The following is a 25923-nucleotide window of genomic DNA, read 5'->3' as shown; positions in this document are numbered from 1 at the left end:
ATGATCACGGTCCCGGAGTCGCTCCGAGTCCGGTTGCTTCGCACCGAGGATGCAGCCAAGGACTGGATCAACGACTTTCCCGATCTCGCCGACCAGTACCTGGCACGCTGGCACGGACAGGTCGACGGACCCGTGGTGGCAGGTGCGACCGCTGTCGTCATTCCTGTCCGGACACCGGTCGGTGCGGCTGTGGTCAAGATCAGCTATCCGCACCCCAGCACCGCCGACGAGCACAAGGCGCTGCGGGCCTGGGACGGCGACGGCGCCGTTCGCCTGTTCGACGCCGACCCTGAAGGACACGCGTTGCTTCTCGAGCGGCTCGCTGGCCGCGAACTGGCTGCCCCAGTCGACGAGGCGATCGCCATCGGCGGTCAGCTCTCTGCCCGACTGGCTGTTCCGGCACCACCGGATGTGAAGCGGTTGGCCGACACTGTCTCCGAATGGGAGCAGCAGATTCGCGACGATCACCATCAGGCCGGCGATCCCCTGCCCGCCCGCACCGTCGATGCTGCTGTCGAGACAGTCCGGGGCCTCGGACACGACGACACGCAGACCATGCTGCATGGTGATCTTCACAGCAAGAACATCCTGCACTCCGACCGCGGCTGGATTGCGATCGATCCGCAGGGCGTTGCAGGTACGGCCGCCTTCGATGCGCTCACCATGTGCTCCGACCGGCCGCCCGAGCCGCACTCGGGGGTCGATCTGGTGCGCGAGATGTCCCACCGGGTCGAGATCTTCAGCGAAGCTGCCGGAGTCGATGCGGCGTTGTCCCGCCGCTGCGTCCAGGCACGAGCGGTGACCGGACTGCTCTGGGATCTCGCCCGGGGCGATGTCGGCCGCTCTGCCAACTTCGACGTGCGCCGGCAGCTGTCGGAAGGATTCCTCGGCTGATCAGTACTGCCGCACGGTCCCGCTAGTCGACTGAGAACCGAATGATCCGCGCATCCGCCCGCGACTGGTCCTCGTCGATCACGACCTCGGACGAGGCCGCCTCCGCACAGACGGAGCTCCAGAACCTCTCTGCAGGTTGGTAGCCGCGAAAAGGCCGTACTTCCCAGTCGCCGGGAAATGCCGAGAGCAGTTGCCGGGCGGCCGACCGCCCTACCCCTGCACGCCGCCAGCGGTTCACAACGAAGAATTCCGCCATGTCCCAGACGTCCTCGCGACCACCGTCATGGCTCCTCCGGTCGACAACGGCGAAGCCGGCCAGCGACTCGGCGGCGTAGAACAGGAATGGATGCCGCCGGGATTCGGTCCAGCAACCGTCGAGCAGGTTGCCGTCGAACGTTCCGTCGTCGCGCAGATCCCAGCCGCCGGTCCGGGAGAGATCATGAAGATACAGCTGGGCGAGGTTCTGGAGCGTGCGACGACGATCTTCGCCAACGGCGACCAACCGTACGGAAACGTCAGGCATGGCCCTATCCTGCCCGCGCAGTCACTCCTGATAAGAACGGTTTCTGTTCAGCCGCGGCGATCGCGCAGCCAGGTGTGCCAATCGACGCCGGCGGTCGGCACGTCCGGCCCGGGCAGCATCGAGCCGGCGGCCATGCTCACCGCCGGGGCGGGACCGGGCAGCACGGTCAGGTCCAGCCCGTCGTGCACAACCAGCTCTCGTACGAGGTCGACCAGTCGCTCCTGCTGAGGCCCGGCAAGCTGGCGGCTGCCGGCATCGGGGTCGATCGCGATTTCGAGCAGCGCCCGTGCGACCTCGGCGGAGTCCACCGGTTGTGTCGGAACATCCATGATCTCGACGGTCCCGGTCGGCTCCCGCCCAACCAGAGCCCGCTGCAGGGCCTGGCCCGGGAACTCGTGGAACTGGGTGGTACGCAGCACCCGCGCGCCCGGAGCATGATCACGTATTGCCTGCTCATGCGCGAGGGTCGCGATGTACCAGTCGTAGTCCTGACCGTCTTCGATGCCGACGATCGACAGCACAACCGTCCGCTGGACCCCCGTCGCGCGGCCGGCGTCGCCAAGATTCCGTGCGACCATTTCGAAGAAGTTTCGCGCAGCGGACAGCTCCATCTGGGCCGGACGGGACACGTCGATAACGGCCTCCACGCCCGTCAACGCCTTCGTGACGGCTTCCACATCCAGAAGATCGATCCCGTCGGTACGGCTCATCCTCACGATCTGGTGCCCGGACGCTTCGGTAAGACGACACACCTGCGAACCGATCAATCCGCTACTTCCTGCCACCGCGATCTTCATCCGCCCACCCTTTCATCCGTGGGTCCCGACGCGTCCGAGCCGCGCGGTGCTCGCACACCAACAGTGGTGCAGGGCGTAGCTGCGCTCCGGCGCATCAGCTGGTCGAATCCCGCATCACCTCGTAGTGCAGTCTGACGGTGCCAGCCGTGTCGGTGTGCACCGAGAGCAGATGGAGCGGGGTCGGCGCCTCACCGATGTCCAATGGTCGGCCGTCCATGATCGTCGGCGTCCCGAGCCCGCCTACCAGCGCCGGGGCGATCGACACGTACAACTCATCGATCAGTCCCTCGCGCAACAGAGCACCCTGGAGGCCGCCACCCGCGGTCGAGAGCACGCAGGTGATGCCGAGTTCAGTGGCCATCGCTGTGATCGCTCGGGTCAGATCGACGCGATCATCACCCGCGACCAGATAGCAGATGCTCCGCCTGCGCAGGTAGGCCAAGTATTCGGGTGGCGTGGAGCGGCAGACCAGCACCAGGATGTCCCAGTTCTCGTGATCTTCGTCCCATCGCACGCGTCCACGCCCGTCGACAGTGGTGAACCACAATTCGCCGCTGGTGGTCCCCATCAGGATCTGCCTCCGCGTCAGCGCGACCTTGCCGTCCGCGCTTGCCCCAACACTGACGATGACGCGTGGCCGCTGCATCGCAGCCTCCTTCGGCTCAGGTCCGGGTCATGCCCGCTCGCCCCTTGCCTACCAGCCGCCTCCGACACTGCGACCAGTTCGCGTCGACGAATCAGACCCTGTTGTCGACGTACCAAGCAGGATCACATGGCTATCCCGCAGAAGCCGAAGCGTGGCAGCTGCGCACCTCTCGACCTCGGCCGGATGGCCCGCAGTTAGTCGCGAAAAGCGAGATAGTCCCGAGCGTGATCCTACGGAACCAGTTCGATCACGGCACGGCGCCGATCACAATGCCGCGAACCAGCGGCTGAAGTCGCCGGCTTCGTACGGGGGCAGGACGACCAGCGGGGCAAGGACGTGCCCCGAAGCCGCGAGCACGGTGATCGACCCCACCGGCACACCCTCCAGCGGCTTGCCACCGGCCGGCGGCAGAGCGTCGTTCACCCGGTACAGGTAAAAGAGTGCACCGCCGAACGATGCTTCGAGATTGTCCGTACGGCCGTCGAAGAAGTCCGCCAGTTCACGATTCAGGAAGCCGATCCCTCGTGACCGACCGTGATGTCGAGTCCGGGAACCGTGCGTCGGTTGAGGAATCCGGACTTGTGCTGAACCGACCTGGCCGTGAAACTGCCGTGCCGCCACTCCGCCGCGTTGTCCGGTACGTCCTTGGTTGGTTCGGAGTGCGCCACGATCCCCAACCTATTCAGGGTCGTGCCAGTGTTTGCAGCGCGGCCCGCATCAACACGGCCACGCTCACCGACGAGTCCTCCTCGGCCAGGTGTTCCACGCGGCTGCACGCGGCCTCGGCGTCCTTGGCCGACCAGCCGAGGCCCTGCAGACCTTGGCTGACCTGATCACGCCACTCGGCGGTCGGCACGGGCTCGGGACCGGGCGCGTCATTCGGCCGGCCGGCCAGGACGGCATTCACCTTGTCCTTCAACTCGATCACGATCCGCTGGGCACCCTTGCGCCCGACCCCTGGCACCTTGGTCAGGGCGACCAGATTCTCGGTCACGATCGCCTGCCGAAGATCATCCGGAGTCAACACCGCCAGTGCAGCCTGGGCCAGCTTCGGACCGACCCCGGAGGCCGTCATCAGCAGCTCGAAGAAATCGCGTTCCTCGGCCGTGCCGAAGCCGTACAGGGTCAGCGAGTCCTCCCGGACGACCAGCGAGGTCGCCAGCGTCGCCTGCTGCCCGTGCCGCAGCTCAGCCGTCGTGTTGGGTCCGCACAGGGTCTTGATCCCGATGCCACCCACGTCGACGACCGCCCAGGTCGCGCCGACGGCGACAACGCTCCCGGTGACTTGCGCGATCATCAGACTCCTCGTGAATTCAGGTCGGTGGGCAGCGTGCGCCGGGCCAAGGCGTACGCCCTCCGCTGCCGGGCGGCCAGCTGGGCAGCCTGATCGGTCGCCCGGCTGATCTTGTCACCGGCCGAACCGCGCCAGACGTGACAGATCGCCAACGCCAGGGCGTCGGCGGCATCCGCGGGTTTCGGCGTCTCGTCCAGCCGCAGAATCCGTGTCACCATCGCCCCGACCTGGGCCTTGTCGGCCCGCCCGGAACCGGTGATCGCGGCCTTGACCTCGCTGGGTGTGTGCAGCGCGACCGGCAGCTGGTGCCGGGCAGCCACCAGCATCGCGACCCCGGCGGCCTGCGCGGTCCCCATCACGGTCTGGACGTTGTGCTGGGCGAAGACCCGCTCGACCGCGACCACGTCCGGCCGGTACTTCACCACCCACTCCTCGAATGCGACCTCAAGCCGCAACAGCCGCTGCGCGACCTCACTGCTGGCGTCGGTGCGGACGACGTCGACCGCGACCAGGCCGGGACTCCGTCCGACCGTGCCGTCCACGACGCCGAAGCCACACCGGGTCAGGCCGGGATCGATCCCCAGGACGCGCACAGAACCTCCCACGACGGATCCGGATGGATCCGAACAGACGTTCGCACGGTATCCCAGCCGGTCCGGTCCGTGCCGGTCCCGCGTGGGCGTGTCGCCGGGGACAGATCAGCTCGATGCTCAGCCGCGGCCGATGAACGGCATGTTGGTCGCCATGATCGTCATCGTCTGGACGTTGACGTCCAGTGGCAGGAGCGCCATCTGCACCACGGCCTCGGCGGCGTACCGGGAGTCGAAGGTCGGTTCGGCCCGCATCGACCCGTCCGCCTGCCGGGTCGCCTCGCCGATCCCGGCGGTGATCCTGGTAGCCGCGTTGCCGATGTCGATCTGACCGCAGGCGATCCGGTACGGTCGCCCGTCCAGCGACAGCGACTTGGTCAGCCCGGCGATCGCGTGCTTGGTCGCCGTGTACGCCGAACTGCCTGGCCGCGGTGCATGGGCCGAGATCGAGCCGTTGTTGATGATCCGGCCGCCCTGCGGGTCCTGTCTCTTCATCTGGGCGAACGCGGCCCGCGAGCAGAGGTACGTGCCGGTCAGGTTGGTCGCAACCGAGGCAACCCAGTCGTCGATCTCGACCTCGTCGACATCACCGGTCGGCCCGAACCGTCCGGCATTGTTGTAGAGCAGGTCGATCCGACCCCAGTCCGCGACCACCGCTGCGAACGCGGCTTCCACGTCGGCAGGCAGCGAGATGTCGGCCGGCAGCACCAGAGTCTCTCCGCCGGCCAGGCCTGCGGTCTCCTCCAGGGTGTCACGGTGCCGTCCGAGCAACGCGACCTTGAATCCGGCCTCGACCAGAGCGATCGACGTTGCGCGCCCTAACCCCGAGCCCGCGCCGGTGACGACTGCTACACCTTGATCAACCATGTGGTGATCATGCCACTGTCAGCTAATCGACTCCGGACTCGATCGCGGCGCGGTCGAGCGCGTCTTCCTCCTGTGCCGCTGGATTCTCGGCGATCGCGTCGGCACCGCCGGGCTCGAGGGTGCCGACCAGGTTGGTATCGCGCTCAGGCAGGGCGCCGAGGCCTGCGTAGAACTCCAGCTTGGTCCGGGTATCGGCGATGTCGAGGTTGCGCATCGTCAGCTGGCCGATCCGGTCGGTCGGGCCGAAGGCGGCGTCCTCGGTACGCTCCATCGACAGCTTGTCCGGATGGTAGGAGAAGGCCGGGCCCTCGGTGTTGATCACCGAGTAGTCCTCACCGCGCCGCAGCCGCAGCGTCACCGTGCCGGTGACCGCAGAGGCGACCCAGCGCAGCAGTCCGTCGCGGATCATCAATGACTGCGGATCGAACCATCTGCCCTCGTACAGCAGTCGCCCGAGTTTCCTGCCCTCGTTGTGGTACGAGGCGACCGTGTCCTCGTTGTGGATGGCGTTGATCAACCGCTCGTAGGCGATGTAGAGCAGCGCCATCCCCGGCGCCTCGTAGATGCCGCGGGACTTGGCCTCGATGATCCGGTTCTCGATCTGGTCGGACATCCCGAGCCCGTGCCGTCCACCGATGGCATTCGCTTCGCTGAAGAGATCGACAACGTCGGCGTAGGCCTTACCGTTGATCTCGATCGGACGGCCGTGCTCGAAAGTGATCTCGACGTCCTCCGGGTCGACCAGCACAGACTGGTCCCAGTACTTCACGCCCATGATCGGCTCGACGATCTCGATCGACGCGTCCAGATGCTCCAGCTGCTTGGCCTCATGGGTCGCGCCAAGGATGTTGGCGTCGGTGGAGTACGCCTTCTCTGTACTGTCCCGGTACGGCAGGTCATGAGCGACAAGCCACTCCGACATCTCCTTGCGGCCGCCCAGCTCGGTCACGAAGTCCGCATCCAGCCACGGCTTGTAGATCCGCAGCCCCGGATTGGCCAGCAGGCCGTACCGGTAGAAGCGCTCGATGTCATTGCCCTTGAAGGTCGAGCCGTCGCCCCAGATCGAGACCGAGTCCTCGGCCATCGCGCGCACCAGCAGCGTCCCGGTCACTGCCCGGCCCAGGGGCGTGGTGTTGAAGTAGGTCCGGCCGCCGGAGCGGATGTGGAAGGCGCCGCAGGCGATCGCAGCCAGGCCCTCCTCGACCAGCTGCTGCCGGCAGTCGACCAGCCGGGAGAGCTCGGCGCCGTACTGCGCTGCGCGGCCCGGCACCGAGGCGATATCGGGCTCGTCGTATTGTCCGAGGTCGGCAGTGTAGGTGCACGGGACGGCGCCCTTGTCGCGCATCCACGCGACAGCCACCGAGGTGTCGAGGCCGCCGGAGAACGCGATGCCGACCCGCTGGCCGACCGGGAGGGAGCTGAGCACCTTGGACATGCGCATGATTATGCAGCATCAGGAATGGATATGCACAATCACCGGCCTGAGACGGTGTGAGTGCATGGCCGACGAGTGGGTAACTGGGGTCCGCCCGCGCTCTGTTCGGACGAACTCAGGAGGCACTGCGTGACATCGGGACTGCCGACGGTGGTCGTGGTGGATGACTCCGACGGGCTCCGGCGGCTGGTGCGATTGAGGCTGCACCGCTCGGGGATGTTCGACGTGGTCGGCGACGGGAAGGACGGCACCGAAGCAATCGGGCTGGCCTACCAACACCAGCCGACGCTGTTGTTGCTGGACACATCCATGCCGGGCATGGACGGACTTGAGGCGTTGCCCGGCATCATGACCGTCGCCCCCGAGACCCGGGTCGTGATGTACACCGGCTTCGAGGGCCGCAGCCTGGCCGACGTCGCGCTGGAGCTGGGGGCGGTGGACTTCGTGGAGAAGTCGTTCCCGATCGACCAGCTCCCGGACCGATTGGCCAAGATCGCAGGAGCCGAGCCGCAGGCGCGGACTGCTCGCCTGCGGATGATCGCCGGGAGCCGTCGTGACGCCGGCGACGGCCACGACCAAGAGGTCCTCAACGAACACCTCGAGCGATATCGCGAGGTGTTCGACGTCGCTGCCATCGGCATGGCAACCCTCACCCTCAACGGCAGCGTGGTGCGCGCCAACGCGGCACTGGCCGCCCTGCTGCATTGCGACGCCGCCGATCTGGTCGGGCTCGACTACGGACAGTTCACCTGCGGCCAGGGCGCTGCACTGGACAGCAGTCTCGAGCAGATCCGTACGGGACAGTCGCTGGCCAGCTTCGAACACGAGATCGCCGGCTACGCCGATCCGCACATCGCCCGGGCTACCGTCGCCCCGGTTCGCGATCGCGAAGGCGCCGCCCTCTATGCCCTGCTCCAGGTCCAGGACATCACGGCGCAACGCGCTGCCGAAGACCGATTCCGGCGCAGCGAAGAGCGCTTCCAGCTACTGATCGATGCAGTCGAGGAGTACGCGATCTTCATGCTGGACACCGAGGGCCGGGTCTCCAGCTGGAACCCCGGCGCCCAGCGGATCAAGGGATATCGCACCGAGGAGATCGTCGGCCAGCACTTCCGGGTCTTCTATCCCGAAGATCGACAACGCGAACGACACCCCGAGTACGAGCTGCAGGTGGCTCTGGAGAAAGGCAGCTACGCCGAGGAGGGCTGGCGCATCCGCAAGGACGGCAGCCGATTCTGGGCCAGCGTCGTGATCACGGCCGTCGTCGACCGCCAGAAGCGCCACATCGGCTTCGCCAAGGTCACCCGGGACCAGACCGAGCGTCGGGTGGCGGACGAGAACCGAGAACATGTGATCGAATTGCAGCGTCGACTGCTCGCCGTTACCGGGCACGAACTGCGCACTCCTGCTGCGGTCATCGACGGGTCGGTGGAGACTGTGCTTCAGCATGATCAACTCGATCCGGACGAGCGCGAACAACTGCTCGCGGGCGTCCGCACCAGCACCCGGCAGTTGCACCAGATGTCGGCCGACCTGCTCACGGCCTCGCGACTCGATGCCGAGACGCTGGCCCTGCACCGCGCCCCGATCAGTCTGCACACGCTGCTCTCCGGCGCCGCCGAACGCGCCCGGATCGTCCATCCCGAGGTCTCGATCACGGTCGACGGCGACCTCGAGACCATGATCACGGTCGATTCCGTACGCCTCGGCCAGGCCATCGACAACCTGATCAGCAATGCGATCCGACACGGCCGTCCGCCGATCGCGATCACCGCCGACGCAGGGGCCGTCCCGATCGCCGACGCAGGCCCGGACACTGCTCCGGCCGCCGAGTCCGGGCACGATGTCGTGATCACTGTCAGCGATGCCGGTCGGGGTGTCGATCCGGGTGTCCAGGACCGGCTCTTCGACCGCTTCGTCTCGGGCCCTGGCAGCGGGGGCGCCGGCCTCGGTCTCTACGTCGTCCGGGAGATCTGCCGGATCCACGGTGGCGAGGCCGAGTACCGGTCCGCAGACGACACCGAACCAGGCAGATTCGTGCTCACCCTTCCCCGCCGCTAGCCGGCTGGAAATCCGGCCCCGATCGCCCTACGGCCGTACGAGACTGCACGCTCGCGTTGTCACGACCTTTTCGCCACCGCCGACCGACCGCCGCCCCGAACCCGGCCCACCCCGCGAGCGAAGCGAGGCGGTTGCGGAGCCCGCGGAGCAACCGCGCCGCAACGACATCTATGGACGCCACCGGTCCGGGGGTCGAGGGGTCGTCCCCCCGAACGCAACCCGGCCAGACCAGCTCGCGGCAGCGGCACCCAGACGGACGCCTACAAGTACTGCCCGGTGTTGGAGACCGTGTCGATCGACCGCCCCGGCTGGGTGCCCTTGTTGGAGGAGATCAGCGTACGGATGAAGACGATCCGCTCTCCCTTCTTGCCGCTGATCTTGGCCCAGTCGTCTGGGTTCGTGGTGTTCGGCAGGTCCTCGTTCTCCGCGAACTCGTCGACGATCGCCTGCATCAGGTGACCGATCCGCAGCCCCTTGTTGCCGGTGTCGCGGAAGTCCTTGATCGCCATCTTCTTGGCCCGGTCGACGATGTTGTGGATCATCGCACCGGAGTTGAAGTCCTTGAAGTACAAGATCTCCTTGTCCCCACCGGCGTACGTGACCTCGAGGAACTGGTTCTCCTCGGAGTCGTCGTACATCCGTGCGACCGTGCGCTCGACCATCGCGTCGACGGTCCGCTGCCGGTCGCCGTCGAACTCCTTGAGATCCTCGTCGTGCAACGGCAAAGTCGGCGTCAGGTACTTGCTGAAGATGTCCCGGGCGGCCTCGGCGTCCGGACGTTCGATCTTGATCTTGACATCCAGCCGTCCCGGTCGCAGGATCGCCGGATCGATCATGTCCTCGCGGTTGGACGCGCCGATGATGATCACATTCTCCATGCCCTCGACGCCGTCGATCTCGCTCAACAGCTGAGGCACTATGGTGTTCTCGACGTCGGAGGAGACTCCGGTGCCGCGGGTCCGGAAGAGCGAGTCCATCTCGTCGAAGAAGACGATCACCGGCATGCCGTCGGTGGCCTTCTCCCGAGCCCGCTGGAACACCAGCCGGATGTGCCGCTCGGTCTCGCCGACATACTTGTTGAGCAGCTCCGGCCCCTTGATGTTCAGGAAGAAGCTGCGCCCCTCGCGGCCGGTCCGCTCGGTGACCTTCTTGGCCAGCGAGTTCGCGACCGCCTTGGCGATCATGGTCTTGCCACAGCCGGGCGGGCCGTAGAGCAGGATGCCCTTCGGCGCCTTCAGCTCGTGCTCGGCGAACAGGTCCTTGTAGAGGAACGGCAGCTCCACCGCATCGCGGATCGCGTCGATCTGGCCGCGCAGTCCGCCGATCTCCTCGTAGCCGATGTCGGGAACGTCCTCAAGGACCAGTTCCTCGACCTCCATCTTCGGCACCCGCTCGTAGGCGAAATGCACCCGGCGGTCGACCAGCAGCGAGTCACCGGCGCGCAGCCGCTCCGATCGCAACTGGTCGGCGAGCCGGACGACGCTCTCCTCGTCACCGTGGCCGATGATCAGCGCCCGCTCGCCGTCGGACATGACCTCCTTGAGGCTGACCACCTCGCCGACCTCGTCGAAGTCGAGCACGCCGACCACATTCAGCGCCTCGTTGAGGATCACTTCGCGACCGGGCTCGAGCTTCTCGATGGCCTCGGGGCTGACGCTGACCCGCATCTTGCGTCCCGAGGTCCAGATGTCTGCGGTCGCCTCGTCGACGGGCCCGAGGTAAACGCCGAAGCTGGCCGGCGGTTGCGCAAGCCGATCGACCTCGGCCTTCAGCGAGATGATCTGTTCGCGCGCCTCCCGCAGCGTGGCCGCGAGTCGTTCGTTGTTCGCCGAGGCCGCTCGGACATCGGCCCGGGCGTCGGCAAGCCTCCGCTCGATCATCGCGAGGTCGTGCGGATGGGATGAAATCCGATCCCGCAGCCGGTCCACTTCGTCATTCAGTTGCCCGATCCGATTCAGCAGAACATCCTCGGGCTCGTGCCCCTCGGACTCCTGGTCGTGCCGGTTCCGACGGTCGGGTGTTTCAGTCATCTGGACACCTCCATGACGAAACAGTACCCGCGGCCACCCGCGCACCAAGGGTCATTTCGGCGGGCTGAGACGCTCGATTGTGTTACGTTTCGGTTCCGCCCGCAGCCGGTTCGGCCCGACGCGGCCCGGTGTAATCCTCTCCGTACGCACCAGGTGCCGGCCGCCGCTTGCGGGTTGGCGCCACGACGCCGGGCGCCAGTCGACGCGAGGTCAGCAGGAATCCCGTATGCCCGACCATCCGGTGTGCCGGCCGGATCGACAGACCCTCCACATGCCAGTCCCGGATCATCGATTCCGAAGCCTCCGGCTCGGTGAATCCGCCGTGCACCCGCAACGTCTCGGTGATCCGGCCCAGCTGGGTGGTGGTCGCCACATAGCAGCAGATCACCCCGCCCGGCACCAGCCGCTCGGCGATCGTGTCGACGCATTCCCACGGCGCCAGCATGTCCAGCACCACCCGGTCGACCTGCTCCGGCGCACCTGGGTCCGCACCCTCGCCGGCGCCCAGGGCGACCGTGAGGTCACCGACCCGCAAGTCCCACGCCGGGTGCTCGGTGCCGAGGAAGTTGCGGACGTTCTTCGCCGCGACGGCGGCGAAATCCTCACGGCGCTCGTACGACGTCAGCCGCCCGGTCGGGCCGATCGCCCGCAACAGGGCCAGGCTCAGGGCTCCCGATCCCGCTCCGGCTTCCAGCACCCGGGCGCCCGGGAAGATGTCGGCCCCGACCACGATCTGGGCGGCGTCCTTGGGATAGACCACCTGCGCGCCGCGCGGCATGCCGACGGTGAATTCACCGAGCAGCGGCCGCAGCGCCAGATAGGCGACGCCGCCGACCGAGGTCACCACCACGCCCTCCGGCCCGCCGATCAGGTCGTCGTGTTCGATGGCGCCCTTGGCCGTGTGGAAGCGCTGCCCGGCGGCCAGAACCACCGAATGCCGGCGGCCCTTCGGATCGGTGAGCGTGACCCGCTCGCCCACCTGCAACGGGCCGGTCCGGACTCCGGAGTAGTCGGCCGGGTCGGGGAATCCGCTCACTGCGGGGTCGTTCATCAGTCGCTGGCTCAATTCTGAATCGTGAAGCCCCACAGGCCGAGCTGCCAGCCCGGTCCGAAGGCGTTGGCGGTCGCGGTGACATGCGGCCCGAGGTAGACATACTCCGGGCCTTGCGAGATCGGCAGCACCGTCTTCTCCTGGGCGGCGGCCTGCTGGAGCTCGGCCAGCGCCGCCGTCAGCTGCGGGGTGGCGTTCGGCGCCTCTTGCGCCTTGTGCAGAGCAGTCTCGATGGCGGCCTGCTCCGGCTTCAGCGGGTCGTCGATCACCGGCTGCAGCCAGGCGATCCCCGTCGAGGTCCAGGCCTTCCTGTCGACCAGCTGGAGGTCCGCGCCGGGATCATTGGGACGGAGCAGGACGCTCAGGCCGCCCGTCTCCTCCAGCCGGGTGCGGATCTGGGTGGCCAGATCAAGGCTGTTGGGTGCGGTCGGATCGTAGCCGAGGGTCAGTCGGATCCGGTTGTCCCAGGTGATCTTCATGTCGGCCTTGCCGCCGAGCGGGAAGGACGCGCGATGCCCCGGAACATTCGTCGGCACCACCGAGTCCAGGGTCCGGTCCTCCTGCAGCGCCCCGGCGATGACGTCACGCAGAGCCGTCGACCCGCGCCGCGACGAACCCGGATTCCAGATCAGCTGCTCCACCCGGCCGCCCGGCAGAATGAGCTGGCTGAAGCCGGCCTTCGTGGTCCTCTGCTTGGAGCCGGACAGCTGGCTCTCCAGCCGCTGCTGGGCGGCCGAGCTCAGACCACGCCACACCACATCGGTCTCGTGCTTGGCCATTGCATCCTCGATGCTGGCCGAGTCCGGCATCGTCTTGATCACCGCACTGCCGACCTTTGCCGCCGCAGCGCCCTCGTAGCCGAGATACTTCCCCAGCTCCAGCTGGTCCTTGGTCAGCGAGATGACCTTGAAGGGTCCGGAGCCGACCACCGGTTCGGAATTGGTCTCGATCCGGTCGGGGTTGTAGACCTTCGAGTCGACGATCGAGGCCGCCGGGGAGGCGATCGCGGCCGCGAACTGGGTGTCGTATCGGCTCAGCACGAAGCGTACGGTCAGCGGATCAGGAGTCTCGACCTTGCGTACCGAACTCATCAGCGACGCCGACGAGCCGGCCACGTCGAGCCGCAGTGCGCGCTCGATGCTGAATTTGACGTCCTTGGACGTCAAGGGGTCGCCGTTGCTGAATTTCAGCCCGGACCGCAGGACGCATTCGTAGACGGTCTTGGTCGGATATTCACAGTCCTGTGCGGCATCGGGCTTCAACTGCTTGAGCTGCGGCTGGGTCGGATCCATGGTCATCAGCCGCTGGAACACGTTGCCGGTCAGCATCGTCGACCCGGTGTCGGCCACTGCCGCCGGATCGGCGGTGGCGATCCTGTCGGTGGTCATGATCGTGAACGGCCGCCGCGGGGTCGGGCTGGCCGTGGGTGAAGGCTTCGGGTCGCCGGCCTGCCCGGTGCAACCGGTGATCAACGCCAGCACCATGGCGAGCGCGACGCCGACACCGGCCCAGGAGCGTCTCCGAGAGAATCGGTTCAGGTTGCTTCGGTGGAGTTCAGAACGCATCGGCGCCGCGGCGGTCGATCTCTGGGGTGTCAACGCGATCATGGGCTCGCCCCCCAGCGGAGCGCGCCACCAGCTCGGTCAGTGAGGTCGCGTCCAACTCCTCCAGGGACTGTACGCGGATCTGATTGGGCAGCTCGGGCACCGGCACGAAATTCTCGATCACGACGACCGTCGCGCCCGCATCGTGTCCCGACCGCGACCCTGGCGGGCTGTCCTCCAATACGACGCAGTCCTGCGGGCGAACGCCGAGCTTCTCACACGCCAGCAGGTACGGCTCGGGATCCGGCTTGCCGCGGGTCACCTCATCGCCGGCCACCGAGGTGACAAACGACCCCTCGGGCAGCCGCCCGATGATCACGTCCAGCAGCTCCCGGTAGGACGCCGACACCAACGCGCACGGGATCCCGGTCGCCCGCAGCGACTCCAGCAGCTCCACAGCTCCGGGCCGCCACGGAATCGGATTGGTCCGGCAGTATTCGACCACCTGCTGCAACAGCTGCTCGACGATCCAGGCCGGCGACAGATCGTCGCGACCGATCACCTGGGCGATGTAGGTGCCCGAGTCGATCAGGTCGTTGCCGACCAGCTGGTGGGCATGGTGGTCGTTCCACTCGCCGCCGAGCCGGGGAATCAGCTCGTATTCCGCGGCGATCCAGATCGGCTCGGTGTCGGCGAGGGTGCCGTCGAAATCCCAGAGCGCTGCAGCCAGGCCGCCCGGTCTCGGCGTCTCCTCGGTCAGCGTCGCGGTCTCGGGAGAATGGGTCTGGTCGGCTGGCGCTTCAGCTACGGGATCGGTCATGGCAGGCCCATTCTCGCAAAGACCGGGCGGTGGCCGGAATTCCTGCCACCCGCCCCGGCGTTGACGTCACGGAGAGCCCGGGGCGGACATTCCCGACGGCCGGAAAGTCCGGCGCCCCGCTGAGACCCGGCCCTAGACTGGGCGTCCACCCGAGCACCTGAGGCATCCAAGACCTGAACGAGGTTCACCCGTGGTCGATCATGGCACCGATCTCCGTGTCGCGGACGGACACCGTCCGGACGCGACGGCCGAGCTGACCGCTGCACTGCAGCAGCGGATCCTAGTTCTGGACGGCGCGATGGGGACCATGGTGCAGCGGCACAAATTCAGCGAGGCCGACTACCGCGGTGAGCGGTTCGCCGATTGGCACCGCGACGTCCAGGGCAACAACGACCTGCTGGTCCTGACCCAGCCCGACGTCATCCGCGACATCCACACCGCCTACCTCGAGGCCGGCGCCGACATCGTCGAGACCGACACCTTCAACGCCCAGCGGGTGTCGCTGGCGGACTACGGCATGGAGGAGCTCGCCTACGAGCTCAACGTTGCGGCTGCCCGGCTGGCACGCGAGGCCTGTGACGCGATGACGGCCCGGATCCCGGACCGGCCCCGCTATGTGGCCGGGGCCCTCGGTCCGCTGAACCGGACCGCGTCGATCTCCCCCGACGTCAACGACCCTGGCGCCCGCAACATCGATTTCGATCAGATCGTCGCCGCCTACCTGGAGCAGATCCGCGGTCTGCTCGACGGTGGCGCGGACATCCTGCAGATCGAAACGATCTTCGACACCCTCAATGCCAAGGCCGCGATCTTCGCGGTCGAGACGATCTTCGAAGAGCTCGGACGGCGTTGGCCGGTGATCATCTCCGGGACGATCACCGACGCCTCCGGCCGGACGCTGACCGGTCAGGTCACCGAGGCCTTCTGGAATTCCGTACGCCACGCCCGGCCGCTGATCGTCGGACTGAACTGTTCGCTCGGCGGTGCCGAGATGCGGCCGTACGTCGCCGAGCTGTCCCGGGTCGCGGACTGTTTCGTGCACGCCTACCCGAACGCCGGTCTGCCCAATGCCTTCGGCGAATACGACGAGGGTCCGGACGACACCGCAGGCCCGGTCGGCGATTTTGCCCGGTCCGGATTCGTCAACCTGGTCGGCGGTTGCTGCGGCACGACGCCCGACCACATCGCCGCGATCGCCAAGATCACCGAGGACGTCGAGCCCCGGACGCCGTCAGCGGTGAAGCCGGCGCTGCGGCTGTCCGGCCTGGAGCCGGTCACGATCGACGACGACTCGCTCTTCGTCAACGTCGGAGAGCGGACCAACATCACCGGCTCGGCCCGGTTCCGGAAGTTGATCAAGACCGGCGACTACAACACCGCACTCGACGTGGCACGCCAGCAGGTCGAGAACGGCGCCCAGGTGATCGACGTCAACATGGACGAGGGCATGATCGACGGCCTCGCCGCGATGCGGCGCTTCCTGCGGCTGATCGGTAGCGAGCCCGACATCAGCCGGGTGCCGGTGATGATCGACTCCTCCAAATGGGAGGTGATCGAAGAGGGCCTGAAGAACGTCCAGGGCAAGTCGATCGTCAACTCGATCTCGCTCAAGGAGGGTGAGGAGCCCTTCATCGAGCATGCCCGGCTGTGCCGCAAGTACGGCGCGGCCGTGGTCGTGATGGCCTTCGACGAACAGGGCCAGGCCGACAATCTCGAACGTCGTAAGACGATCTGTCGGCGGGCGTACGACATCCTCGTCGATCAGGTCGGCTTCGACCCGTCCGACATCATCTTCGATCCGAACGTCTTCGCGGTCGCCACCGGTATCGAGGAGCACGCCACCTACGGCACCGACTACATCGAGGGCGTCCGCTGGATCCGGCAGAACCTGCCCGGCGCCAAGATCAGTGGCGGCATCTCCAACGTGTCCTTCTCCTTCCGCGGCAACAACGCCGTCCGGGAAGCGATCCACGCGGTCTTCCTCTATCACGCGATCAAGGCCGGACTGACGATGGGCATCGTCAACGCCGGCGCGCTGGTCGTCTACGACGAGGTCGATCCCAAGCTGCGGGAGCGGATCGAGGACGTGATCTTGAACCGTCGCCCCGATGCGGCCGACCGGTTGCTGGAGATCGCCGGCGAGTTCGCCGGTACCGGCACCCAGAAAGAGGTCGTCGACGAGGAGTGGCGGTCCAGGCCGGCCGCCGAGCGGATCTCGCATGCGCTGGTGAAGGGAATCGACAGCTACGTCGAGGCCGACACCGAGGAACTGCGCGCCGAGATCGCCGACCGCGGCGGTCGTCCGCTCGAGGTCATCGAGGGCCCGCTGATGGACGGCATGAACGTCGTCGGCGAACTCTTCGGCTCCGGCAAGATGTTCCTGCCCCAGGTGGTGAAATCGGCACGGGTGATGAAGAAGGCGGTCGCCTACCTGATCCCCTACATCGAGGCCGAGAAGTCCGACGACGACAAGGGCACCAACGGCACCGTCGTGATGGCCACGGTGAAGGGCGATGTGCACGACATCGGCAAGAACATCGTCGGCGTGGTGCTGCAGTGCAACAACTACGAGGTCATCGACCTCGGCGTGATGGTGCCGGCACAGAAGATCCTGGACGCCGCCAAGCAGTACGACGCCGACATCATCGGCCTGTCGGGGCTGATCACGCCGTCGCTGGACGAGATGTCGAACTTCGCGGCCGAGATGGAACGTCAGGGACTTGACATCCCGTTGCTGATCGGCGGCGCGACCACGTCCCGAGCCCATACCGCGGTCAAGATCGATCCGGCCTACCACGGGCCGGTCATCTGGGTGAAGGACGCATCCCGGTCCGTCCCGGTCGTCTCCCGGCTACTCTCCGACGAACGCCGCCCCGGCCTGCTCACCGAGCTCAAGACCGACTACGACTCGCTGCGCGAGCGGCATGCCGGCCGCAACAACGAGCGGACCCTGCTCCCGCTCGAAAAGGCCCGCGCCGACCGGACGCCGATCGACTGGTCCGACTACCGTCCGCCGCGCCCGCATCTGCTGCTGCAGCAGGCCCGCGACGGGCACACCGACGACTATCACGCGCCGGAGCAGCCGACCCAGTATGTGAAGACGTTCGAGAGCTATTCGGTGGCGGAGTTGCGTGACTACATCGACTGGCAGCCGTTCTTCAATGCTTGGGAGTTGAAGGGCAAGTTCCCCGACATCCTCAACAACCCGGCCTCCGGCGAGGCCGCCCGCAAGCTCTGGGACGACGCCCAGCAGATGCTCGACAAGATCATCGAGGAACGCTGGCTGACCGCCTCGGCGGTGATCGGCCTGTTCCCGGCGAACGCGGTCGGCGACGACATCGAGGTGTACGCCGACGAGCGACGGGCGAGCGTACGGGCGACGTTGCGGCAGCTGCGCCAGCAGTCGGAGCATCGCGACGGCGTACCGCACCGGTCGTTGGCGGATTTCGTTGCTCCCAAGGAAACCGGGCTGCGCGACTATGTCGGCGGCTTCGCGGTGACGGCGGGGATCGGGATCGAGACCAAGATCGCCGAATTCAAGGCGGCGCTGGACGACTACAGCGCGATCCTGCTGGAATCCTTGGCCGACCGGCTGGCCGAGGCGTTCGCGGAGCGGATGCACCAGCGCGTTCGGATGGAGTTCTGGGGCTACGCGCCGGACGAGCAGTTGTCCAACACGGAGTTGATCAAGGAGCAGTACGCCGGCATCCGCCCCGCGCCCGGCTATCCGGCCTGCCCGGAACACACCGAGAAGCAGACCCTGTGGGGGCTACTGGACGTCGAGGCGCATGTCGGCATCAAGCTGACCGACTCGATGGCGATGTGGCCCGGCGCCTCGGTCAGCGGCCTGTATTTCAGCCATCCGCAGTCGCAGTACTTCGTGATCGGCCGGATCGGCAAGGACCAGGTCGCCGACTACGCGGATCGCAAGGGGTGGACCCTGGCGGAGGCCGAGAAGTGGCTCTCCCCTAATCTCGGGTATTCGCCGGGCAACTGACCGTCCGGCTCTTCGGGGGCAACCGAAGAGGAGACGACGATGTCTGAAGACCTGAGTGCGGGCGATTCGATCAGTGAATCGCTCACCGTGGACCGATCGACCCTGCGCCGAGCGTCACTGGCGGGCATGATCGGCACCACGCTGGAGAACTACGACTTCGTGATCTACGGCACCGCCGCCGCACTGGTGTTCAACAAGCTGTTCTTTCCCAACCTCAACCCGGCGATCGGCATCCTGGCGTCGTTCGCGACGTACGGCGTCGGTTTCGTCGCGCGGCCGTTGGGCGGGCTGTTCTTCTCCCACTTCGGTGACCGGATCGGCCGTAAGTGGGTGCTGATCGGGACGTTGTTCCTGATGGGCACCGCGACCTTCGTGATCGGGCTGCTGCCGACCTACGGGACCGTCGGCGTGCTCGCGCCGATCCTGCTGACGTTGTGCCGGCTGCTGCAGGGTTTCGGCTCCGGTGCCGAGCAGGCCGGTGGCATCGTGCTGTTGACCGAGACCGCGCCTCGAACGAAGCGCGGCCGGTACGCGTCGCTGGTCTACGTCGGCGCCGCGCTCGGATCGGTGCTCGGTGCCCTGGTCTGGATCCTCGTCCAGCTGATGCCCGACGACCGGGTCCAGTCGATCGGCTGGCGGATCGTCTTCCTGTCCTCGATCCTGGTCACGATCGCGGCGTACATCTTCCGCCGCCGACTCCGCGAATCACCGGTCTTCGAGGAGGCCAAGTCGCGCGGCAAGATCGTCGAGCGGGAGCGGACGCCGCTCGGGCTGGCCTTCCGCAACGGCTGGCGCGGGATCGTCCGGGTGTTCGGCATCAACATCGGCGCTATCGCGCATTCGTACTTCTACCAGGTGTTCGTCGGCAGCTACATCGAGAACGATCTGCACATGCCCTCCGACGTGGTGCCGCCGATGCTGTTGATCGGCGGCATCTTCGCGATGATCTCGGCCTTCACCGGTGGCGTGCTCAGTGACCGGTTCGGGCGCCGGCCGCTCTACATCGTCATCTGCGCGATGCTGATGGTGATGCCGTATCCGGCGTTCCTGCTCCTGCATACCCGCAGCGTCCTGATCGTCGGTCTCGTCGTCGTGGTCGGCTTCATTGTCGCGGTCGAGGGCACCGTCGGCGTGCAGTCGGCCTTCCTGCCCGAACTCTTCGGCAGCCGCTATCGCTACACCGGTGTCGCGATCGGCCGCGAGACCTCGGCCGCGGTCGGCGGCTTCGGCCCCTTCATCGCCCAGGGCCTGCTGGCGGCGACCGGTAGCTTCATCCCGGTGGTGGTCTACCTGATGGTCCTGGCCGCGATCGGACTCGTCACTGCCGTCTGGGCTCCCGAGACCCGCGGCCGCGATCTGCTCGCCGAGGCGGATGCGCGACACGGGGACCCGATGCCGGCCGCTGCCGATTGACCGGGACGGGTTGTCGGGTCGCGCCTCGATTCGGCGCGGCGTCGGTGGTTCTCGCTTCCCGCTGATCCCGACTGCAAGCTCCCCGCTTCAGCTCCATGCGCCCGCTTCCCGGGCAACGGAAGCGCGCGCATGATGGGGAAGCGAGGACTGTACGAAGCGAAGCGAACGTCGCCGCGTGGAGCCCGACCTAGGTCGTCAGGTTGATCAGCGGCCTCCCGGCCCGCAACGCCAGCAGGTTGGCGGCGATGTCGCTGATCCTGCCTTCGAAGGTGGCCCGAGCCACCCCGGAGATGTGCGGGGTCATGAGAATGTTGTCGAGGTCGGCGAAGGGCAGACTCGCCGGCGCTCCGGACCGGGTCCCCGGCGGCGGGTAGTTGTACCAGACATCGATCGCGGCCGCACCGAGCCGGTGGTCGCGCAAGGCCTCGTACAAGGCCCGATCGTCGACGACCGGCCCGCGGGCGACGTTGATCAGGATGCCGTCGGGACCGAGCACATCGATCTCGGCGGCACCGACCGCTCCCCTGGTCTCGGCGGTCAGCGGAGGCGAGACCAGCAGGATGTCCGATTCCGCGCAGAGCCGTAGCAACTCGTCCGGTCCGCCGGCCCACTGCAGTCCGTGCTCAGCGGCATCGACGCTGCCGCGCCCGGTCACGGCGGCCCCCAGGGAGCCGAAGGATGCGAACGCTCGCCAGGCCCGCTCGCCGACGTGACCGAAGCCGTACAGACCGACGCGAGCGCCCGCCAGGCTGAGCGGCAGCGGCAGGCCTGGATCCTGGGCCGGCGAGGTCCACCGCTGCTCTCGGAGCTGGGCGTCCGCGGTCGGCAGCCCGCGGCGCAATCCGATGGCCGCCCAGATGGCGTACTCGGCCATGGCGTCCTCGTGGTGATAGGTGTTCGCCAGCACGACATCGGGTCCGAGCGCCGTACGATCGACGCCGTCGGTCCCGGCACCGGACACCTGGACCAGCCGCAACCGGGGCGCGACACAGGCCAGTTCGGCATCGAACCGCCCGCCGACGATCGCATCGGCATCGGCCAGCGCGGCGCGCGTCTGCTCCAGCCCGGACGGCCACCGCAACTCGACCTCTTCACCGACCAGCGTCTGCAGCTCATCGGCCAGCCCGCGCAGATTGCCATCGGTGATCACGGCCACCAGCTTGTCCATCGACGCATCCTAGGGATCCGGGGACTACGCTGGAAGCACTATGGCCGACGAAAACCCTTCGCAGATCAGCGGCTTGCGGGGTCTGACCGATCCCGTGGCGTTCGTGGCGTTCGGCGGTTGGAACGATGCCGGCAGCGCCGCTTCCCAGACCGTCGAACATCTCGCCGAGACCTGCGACACCTCGCAGGCATTCTCACTCGATCCCGACGACTTCTACGACTACCAGGTCAACCGGCCCGAGGTCCGCGGCAGCGGCGAGACCCGGCGGATCGCCTGGCCGACCACCGAGATCCGGGTCGGCAAACTGCCCAACGGGAGGGACCTGGTGATCATCCAGGGCCTGGAGCCCAACTTCCGGTGGCGACAGTTCTGCCAGCTGCTCACCTCTGCGCTGCGCTCGGCAGGCGTCCAGCGCGTCTACCTGGTCGGCGCCCTGCTCGCCGACCATCCGCACACCCGGCCGATCCCGGTCTCGGCCAGTTCCGGTGATCCGACCGTCGCCGAGGAGCTCGGCCTGGAGGCCAACACCTACGAGGGTCCGACGGGGATCCTGGGCATTCTCAACGATCACCTGGACAAGGTCGGCATCGAGACGATCAGCCTCTGGGCCGCGATCCCGCACTACGTTTCATCGCCGCCCTCGCCCAAGGGCACCCTGGCGCTGCTGAACCGGTTGGAGGACCTGCTTGACCTGTCGCTGGATCTCGGCGATCTGCCGGAGCTGGCTCGGGCCTGGGAACGGGGAGTGAACGAGCTGGCCGCCGATGACACCGAGGTGGCCGAATACGTCGAGGCCCTCGAGCAGCAGCGCGACGAGAGCGAGTTGCCCGAGGCCAGTGGCGATGCGATCGCGGCCGAGTTCGAACGCTATCTGCGCCGGCGGCGCCAGCAGTAGCTCAGCCGGCCAGGTGGATCAGGAGCAGTACGACCGCGATCAGCGGAAATGCGCCTTGCACCGCGGCCGCCCGCGCCTTCGTAGGATCCGAGCCGGCCAGCACGATCGCTGCGGCCAGCATCGATCCGGTGGCCAGCAGCACCAGGCCGGAACCGACCGGTTCGGACGCCGCCGCGATGACCACGATGCCGATCACCGTGCCGATCGCCAGAAACAGGTTGTAGAAGCCCTGGTTGAAGGCCAGCGGCCTGGTCGTCACCGCCTCCTGCTCGCTGGTGCCGAAGGTCGACCGCGTCCTCGGTCGGGTCCAGGCGAACGCCTCCAGATAGAAGATGTAGACGTGCACCGCGGCGGCCAGGCCTGCCGCGATCAGCCCCGCCACGAGCACGCTGCCCCCTGAGATCGGTCTCGGCGTCCCACCTAGTCAATCCCAGCCTAGTCAATCCGAGCCTTGGGTGCCGCTGGGCGGTCAGTGCTGCCGGGCGCGCTGGGCAAGCAGGTCGCGTACCGCTGCACTGTCACGGGCGTACGGCCGGTACAACAGCGTCACAAAGGCGGCGTTGACGATCATCAGGATCACCAGGATCCACAAGAACGTGTGTTGAAGACCGATCGAGTCCCCCAGCCTGCCGCCGAGGTAGTTGAAGACCGCCCAGCCGGCTGTTTCGAAGATCGACAACATGATGGCGAACGCGGCGCCCCGCAACTCGGGAGAGACCACCGACATGACGATCGGCCTGTTGAGGCTGGGATTGATGCCCTGCAGACCGCCCATCAGGAACCAGAATCCGATGTAGATCGTGATCGTCGAGCCCCAGTCGAACTGAGTGGCGGCGAAGGCCACCACGGCGAAGCCGAACTGGGCGACCTGCAGGCTCCCGATCCGACCGAAGCGCGGGTGCCGCAGGTGGATCCGATCGGTCAGCCGGCTGACGAATACGGCGGCGCAGAAGTAGCCGAAGCCGAACGGCAGCGTCACCAGGGCAGCCGTCGCGTTGTCGAAGTGCCGCACCTGGACCAGGAAGGTGACGCCGAAGGTCTGGATCAGCAGATGCCCGGACAGCAGTCGCTGGATCATCATCAGGACGAAGCTGCGCGTCCTGGCCAGCCGCGCCACCCTGCTCCAGGTGATCTTGCCCTCGGCATCCCGCTGACTGCGGCTCAGGTGGCTCAGCTCGGGCTCGGCCGCCCCGACTCCCGGATCCCTGAAGAAGATCAGGATCGCGACACCGAAAACCATCGCCAGTCCACCGGCACCTGCCAGGCCGTACCGCCAGCCGTTCTCTACTTTGGAAAGCTGCCCGATCGCTGCCCCGACCCCGGAGCCCACGAGCGAGGTGATCCCGTAGAAGTATCCGGCGACCCGGCCGCGCCGTCGATCACCGAAGAGATCGGAGAAGAGTTCGTTGGTGATCGGTGCGGCTCCGGCATAGCCGGCCATTGCGATCAACAACATGATCAACAGCTGGGTGTAGTTCTGCGAGAGTGCCGCCAGGATCGACCAGCCGCCCCACAACCCGGAGAAGATCGCGAGTACGACCTTACGGTTGGTGCGGCGGGCGAGGTAGACGATGGACGGGCCCGACACGACACCGACGATCTTGCCCAGCGCTGTCAGATTCCCAACGCGCTCAGCTGGACGTGCAGCACGTTCTGCAGGGTCGGGAACAGCGTGGGCACGATCGAGGTATCGCCGCTGTCGATCACGGACCCGCCGGTGATCAGGCCCAGATTGCGCCACCGGTGCGGCACCCGCACTTCCGGCTCGGCAGCCGATGTCGGTGCCACGGGCGTGGCCTCGTTCATGGTCATCTGCGATCAGCCTTCTCCGCCGGCACCGTCAGTGCAGCGAGATCGTCGGACAGGGATGTCAACACTGGAATCGGCAGCAGTCCGATCGCGAACGCCGCGATCTGGATCAGTGAGAGGTCCCGGCCGATCGACGCCAATGGCTCGCCGGCTGCCTGGGGCAGGTGCCGGATCACGACAGCTCGGGCGTCGGGATCGGCGAGCAGCTGATGCAGCGGAGTGTGAGCGCTCAGCGGCCCGGACGGATACTCGGACGGATCCGGCGGTCCAGCCAGCGACGCGTCGACCTGGGGCCACTGCCGTTCGACCAACAGATGTTCGCGCCCGACAGGTCCCTCGGCTGGCAGGCCCAGGCGCTCGTACTGCTCGGCCGGTGCCTCGTTGATCCGCATCAGGCCCACCAGGTGATCGATCATCGTCAGTTCGAGTTCGTCGTCCCGCAGCGGATGTTCCTGCCCGGGATCCGACTGCAGGTCGAACAGCAGGGTGCCGAAGGCGTACGGGCTCGACATCGCCTGCCCCGGGACCTTCAGCAGCGGGACGCCTTTGGTGAATCCGAACGGCGGCACGAGTTCGGCATCGCGAAGCTCGGCCGGTGTGAAGCGGCCACGCATGTGGGTCGGCATCAGGGTGTGTTCGACCAGCGGGGTGTTGTCCGCGCGAACCGGGGCGCGCATGTAGACATAGCGACCATCGGTGACGCTGACGTGGCCGCCGAATCCGCCGAACAGGCCGGCCGCCCGCACCGGCTGGTCGGAGGCGACAACGTCTCGCAGCGGTACGCCCAGCATGTCCGGGGTGCGGTCGATGCCGAAGTACTCCAGCAGCGTCGGCGCGAAGTCGATCGTCTGCACCATGGCGGCGCGGCGTTCGCCCTGCACACGTGATCGCGGATCCCAGATGAACAGCGGCGTGTGGATCGTCTCGTCATACCAGGGCTGGACGTTCTTGCCCCACCAGCCGTGCTCGCCGAGCAGGAATCCGTGATCAGTGCAGACGATCAGCATCGTGTCCTCCCACAGGTCAAGATCATCCATCGTGTCCAGTACCCGGCCCAGCGACTCGTCGCACATCGACAACAGCGAGGCGTACTCGTAGCGCAGGTGCTCGGTCTGCTCCGGGGATTCCAGCACCTGCTTGTAATCGGGCCAGTCGAAGTCCGGACCGTCGTAGTCGTGCGGGTAATGCGACTTGTGCTGGGCGAAGCTGTAGAACGGCTCGTGCGGATCGAAGGTCTCGATCTGGCAGAACCAGTCGTCCTGATCATGATTGGTACGGATGAAGTGCAGACCGGCGTCGAAGGTCCTGGTCTGCGGATGATCATCGACCCCGGTCAGATACTGCCGGTTGATCACATCCTGCCGGAACATCGAGGGACGTATCGCCTTCAGGTTCGGGCGGATCTCCGGGTCCGCTACGTGCCCCTTCCAGGCATCGCCCTCCTGGCCGCGGAAGAATTCGTAACTGCGGAAGCGATTGTGGTAGGTCGCACCGCCGTCCTCCCAGTAGTGCTGGTGATCGGTCACCAGGTGCGTGTAGATCCCGTTGTCCTTCAGAATCTCCGGCATCGAGTCGTCATACGGCTCCAGCGGGCCCCAGCCGCGATGCAGGAAGTTGTGCCGACCCGAGTGCATCTCCCGCCGGGCCGGCATGCACGGCATGCTGCCCGCATAGCACGTGTCGAAGGTCGCCGTCCGCTCAGCCAGCCGCCGGAAGTTCGGCGCATGGACCCAGTCGTTGCCGTAGGGAGGCAGGAACCTGCGATTCAGGGTGTCGAACATGACCATGATGGCCTTCACGCGCTGTGCTCCTTGGTCCGATTCAGATGATGATCTTGCTCGAGTTCGTCCAGCACCCGTTGCAACCAGGCGATCCAGTGATCGATCGCCGAGGCACCGTGCTCATGCCCCAGGTCACTGAGCCGCTGCACCAGATGGATGTCCACGCCGTCGATCGGCCTCAGATCCTTGATGCTGCGATCCCGGGTGCGGAATCTCGCCACCTGGTTGCGACGGGTCTCCAACTCGACTCGCACCAGACTGATCAAGGCGTCCCTGTCCAACGGGCCACCGAAGTTGAACCGCACCAT

The 25923-nt window shown here is 66.8% G+C and carries 24 protein-coding genes; 5 read left to right on the top strand and 19 right to left on the bottom strand.

The genetic code is table 11. The features are described from left to right. Positions 1-894, top strand: coding sequence for an aminoglycoside phosphotransferase family protein (locus IEY07_RS04830; RefSeq protein WP_188894045.1), 894 nt, complete (start codon positions 1-3; stop codon positions 892-894). Positions 895-916: 22 nt separating this feature from the next. On the opposite strand, the gene IEY07_RS04825 is transcribed toward IEY07_RS04830, so the two are convergent. The 9 genes from IEY07_RS04825 to argG all read right to left on the bottom strand — a co-directional run bounded on the left by IEY07_RS04825 (position 917) and on the right by argG (position 7046). Next, positions 917-1417 (bottom strand): GNAT family N-acetyltransferase, encoded by a 501-nt coding sequence (locus IEY07_RS04825; protein WP_188894044.1) that lies wholly within the window; start codon positions 1415-1417, stop codon positions 917-919. Positions 1418-1464: 47 nt separating this feature from the next. Further along, positions 1465-2214, bottom strand: a complete 750-nt coding sequence (locus IEY07_RS04820; protein WP_188894043.1) for an SDR family oxidoreductase — start codon at positions 2212-2214, stop codon at positions 1465-1467. 94 nt (positions 2215-2308) lie between these two features. Continuing rightward, positions 2309-2860: a RibD family protein gene (locus IEY07_RS04815; RefSeq protein ID WP_188894042.1), complete on the bottom strand. Its 552-nt coding sequence runs from the start codon at positions 2858-2860 to the stop codon at positions 2309-2311. Positions 2861-3124: 264 nt separating this feature from the next. Beyond that, positions 3125-3283 (bottom strand): hypothetical protein, encoded by a 159-nt coding sequence (locus IEY07_RS04810; RefSeq protein WP_188894041.1) that lies wholly within the window; start codon positions 3281-3283, stop codon positions 3125-3127. Positions 3284-3366: 83 nt separating this feature from the next. Then, positions 3367-3528, bottom strand: coding sequence for a hypothetical protein (locus IEY07_RS04805; RefSeq protein ID WP_188894040.1), 162 nt, complete (start codon positions 3526-3528; stop codon positions 3367-3369). A 14-nt stretch (positions 3529-3542) separates the two neighbouring features. Further along, positions 3543-4157 (bottom strand): Holliday junction branch migration protein RuvA, encoded by a 615-nt coding sequence (gene ruvA / locus IEY07_RS04800; RefSeq protein WP_188894039.1) that lies wholly within the window; start codon positions 4155-4157, stop codon positions 3543-3545. Continuing rightward, a complete protein-coding gene (gene ruvC / locus IEY07_RS04795) occupies positions 4157-4747 on the bottom strand; it encodes a crossover junction endodeoxyribonuclease RuvC (RefSeq protein WP_188894425.1) in 591 nt (196 codons plus the stop codon). Before ruvC ends, ruvA begins: the two co-directional genes overlap by 1 nt. Positions 4748-4864: 117 nt before the next feature. Then, on the bottom strand, positions 4865-5611 hold the full coding sequence (locus tag IEY07_RS04790) for an SDR family oxidoreductase (RefSeq protein ID WP_188894038.1): 747 nt from the start codon (positions 5609-5611) through the stop codon (positions 4865-4867). 22 nt (positions 5612-5633) lie between these two features. Beyond that, on the bottom strand, positions 5634-7046 hold the full coding sequence (gene argG / locus IEY07_RS04785) for an argininosuccinate synthase (protein ID WP_188894037.1): 1413 nt from the start codon (positions 7044-7046) through the stop codon (positions 5634-5636). Between the two features lie 129 nt (positions 7047-7175). On the opposite strand from argG, the gene IEY07_RS04780 reads away from it, so the two are divergent. Then, a complete protein-coding gene (locus IEY07_RS04780) occupies positions 7176-9107 on the top strand; it encodes a hybrid sensor histidine kinase/response regulator (protein ID WP_229669719.1) in 1932 nt (643 codons plus the stop codon). A gap of 260 nt (positions 9108-9367) precedes the next feature. Here the strand turns inward: IEY07_RS04780 and arc are convergent, their stop codons facing one another. The 4 genes from arc to IEY07_RS04760 form a co-directional block, all read right to left on the bottom strand. Further along, a complete protein-coding gene (gene arc / locus IEY07_RS04775) occupies positions 9368-11137 on the bottom strand; it encodes a proteasome ATPase (RefSeq protein WP_188894036.1) in 1770 nt (589 codons plus the stop codon). A gap of 82 nt (positions 11138-11219) precedes the next feature. Next, entirely contained in the window at positions 11220-12203 is a 984-nt protein-coding gene (locus tag IEY07_RS04770; protein WP_308422912.1) for a tRNA (adenine-N1)-methyltransferase, read from the bottom strand. Then, positions 12200-13753: an ABC transporter substrate-binding protein gene (locus IEY07_RS04765; RefSeq protein WP_188894035.1), complete on the bottom strand. Its 1554-nt coding sequence runs from the start codon at positions 13751-13753 to the stop codon at positions 12200-12202. Before IEY07_RS04765 ends, IEY07_RS04770 begins: the two co-directional genes overlap by 4 nt. Beyond that, positions 13743-14552, bottom strand: a complete 810-nt coding sequence (locus IEY07_RS04760; RefSeq protein ID WP_188894034.1) for an HAD family hydrolase — start codon at positions 14550-14552, stop codon at positions 13743-13745. Before IEY07_RS04760 ends, IEY07_RS04765 begins: the two co-directional genes overlap by 11 nt. Positions 14553-14742: 190 nt before the next feature. Between IEY07_RS04760 and metH the strand changes: the two genes are divergently transcribed. Next, positions 14743-18549, top strand: coding sequence for a methionine synthase (metH, locus tag IEY07_RS04755; RefSeq protein ID WP_188894033.1), 3807 nt, complete (start codon positions 14743-14745; stop codon positions 18547-18549). A gap of 39 nt (positions 18550-18588) precedes the next feature. Beyond that, entirely contained in the window at positions 18589-19962 is a 1374-nt protein-coding gene (locus tag IEY07_RS04750; RefSeq protein ID WP_188894032.1) for an MFS transporter, read from the top strand. Between the two features lie 187 nt (positions 19963-20149). Here the strand turns inward: IEY07_RS04750 and IEY07_RS04745 are convergent, their stop codons facing one another. After that, a complete protein-coding gene (locus IEY07_RS04745; RefSeq protein WP_188894031.1) occupies positions 20150-21130 on the bottom strand; it encodes a 2-hydroxyacid dehydrogenase in 981 nt (326 codons plus the stop codon). Positions 21131-21170: 40 nt separating this feature from the next. Between IEY07_RS04745 and IEY07_RS04740 the strand changes: the two genes are divergently transcribed. Beyond that, complete coding sequence (locus tag IEY07_RS04740) at positions 21171-22025, top strand: PAC2 family protein (RefSeq protein WP_188894030.1); 855 nt, start codon at positions 21171-21173, stop codon at positions 22023-22025. A 1-nt stretch (position 22026) separates the two neighbouring features. Here IEY07_RS04740 and IEY07_RS04735 read toward each other — a convergent pair whose 3' ends face one another. The 5 genes from IEY07_RS04735 to IEY07_RS04715 form a co-directional block, all read right to left on the bottom strand. Then, positions 22027-22413 carry a DUF1304 domain-containing protein gene (locus IEY07_RS04735; RefSeq protein WP_188894029.1) on the bottom strand — a complete coding sequence of 129 codons (387 nt, stop codon included), beginning with the start codon at positions 22411-22413 and terminating at the stop codon, positions 22027-22029. A gap of 81 nt (positions 22414-22494) precedes the next feature. Beyond that, entirely contained in the window at positions 22495-23613 is a 1119-nt protein-coding gene (locus IEY07_RS04730) for an MFS transporter (RefSeq protein ID WP_188894028.1), read from the bottom strand. Between the two features lie 26 nt (positions 23614-23639). Next, on the bottom strand, positions 23640-23837 hold the full coding sequence (locus IEY07_RS04725) for a hypothetical protein (protein WP_188894027.1): 198 nt from the start codon (positions 23835-23837) through the stop codon (positions 23640-23642). Further along, a complete protein-coding gene (locus IEY07_RS04720) occupies positions 23834-25633 on the bottom strand; it encodes a sulfatase (RefSeq protein WP_188894026.1) in 1800 nt (599 codons plus the stop codon). The genes IEY07_RS04725 and IEY07_RS04720 overlap by 4 nt, the downstream gene beginning before the upstream one ends. After that, complete coding sequence (locus IEY07_RS04715; protein ID WP_188894025.1) at positions 25630-25923, bottom strand: hypothetical protein; 294 nt, start codon at positions 25921-25923, stop codon at positions 25630-25632. The genes IEY07_RS04720 and IEY07_RS04715 overlap by 4 nt, the downstream gene beginning before the upstream one ends.

Source organism: Microlunatus endophyticus (assembly GCF_014646195.1).
GTDB lineage: Bacteria > Actinomycetota > Actinomycetes > Propionibacteriales > Propionibacteriaceae > Microlunatus > Microlunatus endophyticus.
The sequence above is the reverse complement of the archived record's forward strand: the minus strand, read 5'-3'. Positions and strand labels throughout refer to the sequence as shown.

Bases quoted from the DNA above. Each gene is read 5' to 3' on its own strand.
- IEY07_RS04815 (WP_188894042.1), bottom strand. From the start codon at position 2,860: ATGCAGCGGCCACGCGTCATCGTCAGTGTTGGGGCAAGCGCGGACGGC.
- arc (WP_188894036.1), bottom strand. From the start codon at position 11,137: ATGACTGAAACACCCGACCGTCGGAACCGGCACGACCAGGAGTCCGAG.
- IEY07_RS04820 (WP_188894043.1), bottom strand. From the start codon at position 2,214: ATGAAGATCGCGGTGGCAGGAAGTAGCGGATTGATCGGTTCGCAGGTG.
- IEY07_RS04740 (WP_188894030.1), top strand. From the start codon at position 21,171: ATGGCCGACGAAAACCCTTCGCAGATCAGCGGCTTGCGGGGTCTGACC.
- IEY07_RS04760 (WP_188894034.1), bottom strand. From the start codon at position 14,552: ATGACCGATCCCGTAGCTGAAGCGCCAGCCGACCAGACCCATTCTCCC.
- IEY07_RS04715 (WP_188894025.1), bottom strand. From the start codon at position 25,923: ATGGTGCGGTTCAACTTCGGTGGCCCGTTGGACAGGGACGCCTTGATC.
- IEY07_RS04750 (WP_188894032.1), top strand. From the start codon at position 18,589: ATGTCTGAAGACCTGAGTGCGGGCGATTCGATCAGTGAATCGCTCACC.
- ruvA (WP_188894039.1), bottom strand. From the start codon at position 4,157: ATGATCGCGCAAGTCACCGGGAGCGTTGTCGCCGTCGGCGCGACCTGG.
- IEY07_RS04765 (WP_188894035.1), bottom strand. From the start codon at position 13,753: ATGCGTTCTGAACTCCACCGAAGCAACCTGAACCGATTCTCTCGGAGA.
- IEY07_RS04830 (WP_188894045.1), top strand. From the start codon at position 1: ATGATCACGGTCCCGGAGTCGCTCCGAGTCCGGTTGCTTCGCACCGAG.
- argG (WP_188894037.1), bottom strand. From the start codon at position 7,046: ATGTCCAAGGTGCTCAGCTCCCTCCCGGTCGGCCAGCGGGTCGGCATC.
- IEY07_RS04745 (WP_188894031.1), bottom strand. From the start codon at position 21,130: ATGGACAAGCTGGTGGCCGTGATCACCGATGGCAATCTGCGCGGGCTG.
- IEY07_RS04825 (WP_188894044.1), bottom strand. From the start codon at position 1,417: ATGCCTGACGTTTCCGTACGGTTGGTCGCCGTTGGCGAAGATCGTCGT.
- IEY07_RS04790 (WP_188894038.1), bottom strand. From the start codon at position 5,611: ATGGTTGATCAAGGTGTAGCAGTCGTCACCGGCGCGGGCTCGGGGTTA.
- IEY07_RS04725 (WP_188894027.1), bottom strand. From the start codon at position 23,837: ATGACCATGAACGAGGCCACGCCCGTGGCACCGACATCGGCTGCCGAG.